3 protein-coding genes and 1 pseudogene are annotated in these 2,990 nt (G+C 62.4%); all 4 read left to right on the top strand.

What is annotated here, in order from left to right:
* A partial coding sequence (locus tag I5W_RS03320) for a substrate-binding domain-containing protein (protein ID WP_044528177.1) occupies nt 1–902 on the top strand: 902 nt, incomplete at its 5' end.
* A gap of 232 nt (nt 903–1,134) precedes the next feature.
* Nucleotides 1,135–1,923 (top strand): annotated as a pseudogene (locus I5W_RS29340) (transporter substrate-binding domain-containing protein); the annotation flags it as partial.
* 133 nt (nt 1,924–2,056) lie between these two features.
* Nucleotides 2,057–2,752, top strand: coding sequence for an amino acid ABC transporter permease (locus I5W_RS03310; RefSeq protein ID WP_044528175.1), 696 nt, complete (start codon nt 2,057–2,059; stop codon nt 2,750–2,752).
* The coding region (locus tag I5W_RS03305; protein ID WP_044528174.1) for an ABC transporter permease subunit at nt 2,752–2,990 on the top strand (239 nt) is incomplete at its 3' end. The genes I5W_RS03310 and I5W_RS03305, both read left to right, overlap by 1 nt.

Here is a 2,990-nt window from a genome sequence, read left to right as displayed (position 1 = left end):
ATTGGTGGCGATATCCTGACCCTTATTCGGTGGCCGTGCTGCATGGCGCCGAGGCTGCCTGCCAGAAGCATGGCTATACGCTCATGCTGTGCAACACCGGCAATGATGAGGCGCGCGAGAAGCAGTCGCTGGCGGCCCTGCATTCCTATAGCGTCGAAGGGCTGCTGTTCAATACCCAGGGGCGCAATGTGACGCCGCTGCGCGAACTGGGGCAGGCGGCCTTTCCGGTGGTGCTGCTGGATCGCCACGTGGAAGGTTGCGACTTCGACCTGGTAGGGCTGGACAACGTCAAGGCCGCGCAACTGGGTTCGCGTCACCTGCTGGCCCAGGGCTATACCGATATCGCCCTGGTGGTGCAGCCGCTGTATGGCGTCAGTTCGCGCCAGGGGCGGCAGGCGGGTTTCCTGCAGGCCATGAGCGAGCGGCCTGATTGCCATGGCGAGACCCTGGAAGTCGACCTGGAACAGCCCGGCCATGTGGCCACGGTGCTGCGCGAATTCTTCCTGCGGCGCGCCGCTGCCGGTAGCCAGGGGCGGCTGGCGCTGCTGGCCGGCAATGGCATGGTGTCGTTGCAGATTGCGCTGGCCTTGCAGAGCATGGGCTTGCGCTTTCCCGAGGATGTCGGGCTGCTGTGCTTCGATGAACTGTCCTGGTCGCCCCTGGTGGGCAGCGGCATCAGCACCATCGAACAACCGACCTATGAAATCGGCTTTATCGCCATCGAGCGCCTGTTGGTGCGCATCCGTGGCGAGCGCTCGGTGCGCATGGAGATCCTGCTGGATCCACGGCTGATCTGTCGTGGCTCCACCGCCAGCGTGGGCAGTCATCCGCAGCGTGCACTCATCGCCGGCATTGGCGACAAACTCCGCAGTAGCAAGTCCGGCCAGTACGCCGTCGTCTGAGGCGCGGGCCTGGAACCGGTCCCATCGGTCAGGGCCAAGAAATACATCAGTGGTAAGACCTTGCAAGAGGGCGGAACAGTAGATCAAGTAGAACCACAGACCTGAGATCGAGAGGGATCAAGCAGGCAGCAACCAGGAGGGCATAAGAATCCGAGCGGCCAAGCGTTGCAGGGTTCGGCGCCAATCGTACTCAAAGCACTGCCGTCCACACGGCAATTTTCAGGAGACCAGGATGAGTATCAAGAAGATTTTCAACGCCAAATTCCTCGCATTGACGCTGGCCGCCGCCTGCGCAGTGGCTACCGCCGCCAGCGCCAGCGCGCAGAGCATTGCCGAGCTGACCAAGAAGGGCAAGATCACCATCGGCGTGGTCAGCGGCACGCCGCCGTTCGGCTCGGTCGATGCCAAGGGTACGCCCATCGGCTATGACGTCGATGTGGCCAACCTGATCGGCAAGTATCTCGGCCTGCCGGTGGAGATCGTGCCGCTGGTGCCGCCGGCCCGTATCCCGGCGCTGGAGTCGGGCAAGGTCGACATGCTGGCCGCGACCTTGGCGCCCACGCCCGAGCGTGCCAAGTCGGTGCTCTTCACCATTCCCTACAGCGGCTTCGAGCTCTCCATCGTCGGCCCGGTGGGCAGCCACTACAAGAAGCTGGATGATCTGGTGAAGAAGAAAGTGGGCGTCTCGCGCGGCTCCACCAACGATACCGCGCTGACCCGCCTGGCGCCCCCGGGCACGGTGCTGGTGCGCTTCGAGGATGATTCCACGGTGACCCAGGCGCTGCTGTCGAACCAGGTCGATGCGATTTCCATCCCCAACACCATGGCCAACGAGATCGTCAAGAGCCGTGGCCAGGGCAAGATCGAAGTCAAGTTCCCGTACTCGGTGCAACCCAATTCGATGACCGTGCGCAAGGGTTCCTACGAACTGCAACAGTGGCTCAACAACTTCATCTACTACGTCAAGCTCAACGGCGAACTGGATGCCATCTCGCGCAAGTGGGCCGGTCCGCTGCCCAACCCTGCGGTGTGTCTGATCCCTGAAACTGCCTTGCAGAAGCGGTGGCGCACGCATGGCGTGCGCCGCCTGGAAGAACAGATCAGGCGTCGCTCAGGGGATGAACGGGCGGCGCGGGTTTGCGGAGGAGCACACGATGCAATACGATTTTCAGTTCGCGTTCATCTTCCAGCATCTGGATCAGTTGCTGGTCGGCGCGCTGCTCACCATACGCTTGAGCGCGCTATCGATGATCTGCGGTTTGGCTGTCGGTATTTTCGGCGCCATCATTTCCATCCACGGCAGCAGACCGGCACGCCTGGCGGTCAGCTCCTATGTCGAGCTGATCCGCAGCACGCCATTCCTGGTGCAGTTGTTCATCATCTTCTTCGGCTTGCCTTCCATCGGCGTGCAGGTCGATGCCAACATCGCCGCGCTGGTGGCCATGACGGTCAACCTCGGTGCTTACTCCACCGAGATCGTGCGCGCCGGCATGATGGCCATCCACCCCTCACAGATCGAGGCCGCGCAGGCGCTGGCCATGACGCGCTGGCAAGTGATCCGGCACGTGGTGCTGACACCGGCATTGGAAAAAGTCTATCCGGCGCTGGCCAGCCAGTTCACGCTGATGATGCTGGCCTCCAGCATCGTCTCGGCCATCTCGGCAGAAGAACTGACGGCCACGGCCAACCTGCTGGACGCCGAGACCTTCCGCAGCTTCGAGATCTACCTGGTGGTGATGGTGCTCTACATCCTGCTGGCCCTGCTGTTCCGTCTGGCCTTCTGGCTGATCGGGCTGGTGGTCTTCAAACGCCGTCGCCGTCTGGGCGTGGCCCGTCCGAGGAGGATGTGATGCTGGCTGAATTTTCTTGGGATAATTTCCTGTTCCTGCTGGAAGCGGCACGCTGGACGCTGTTGCTCTCGGCCCTGGCCTTCATCGGTGGCGGTATCGCCGGCTTCATCGTGGCCCTGATGCGCACCTCGCACCTGGCGCCGCTGCGGCTGCTCTCGGCGGTGTATATACAGATCATCCAGGGCACGCCGGTGCTGATCCTGTTGTTCCTGTCCTTCTATGGATTGGCGATCTTCGG

The sequence above is a fragment of the Herbaspirillum sp. B65 genome, from assembly GCF_000333555.1.
GTDB lineage: Bacteria > Pseudomonadota > Gammaproteobacteria > Burkholderiales > Burkholderiaceae_D > Herbaspirillum > Herbaspirillum rubrisubalbicans.
The sequence above is the reverse complement of the archived record's forward strand: the minus strand, read 5'-3'. Positions and strand labels throughout refer to the sequence as shown.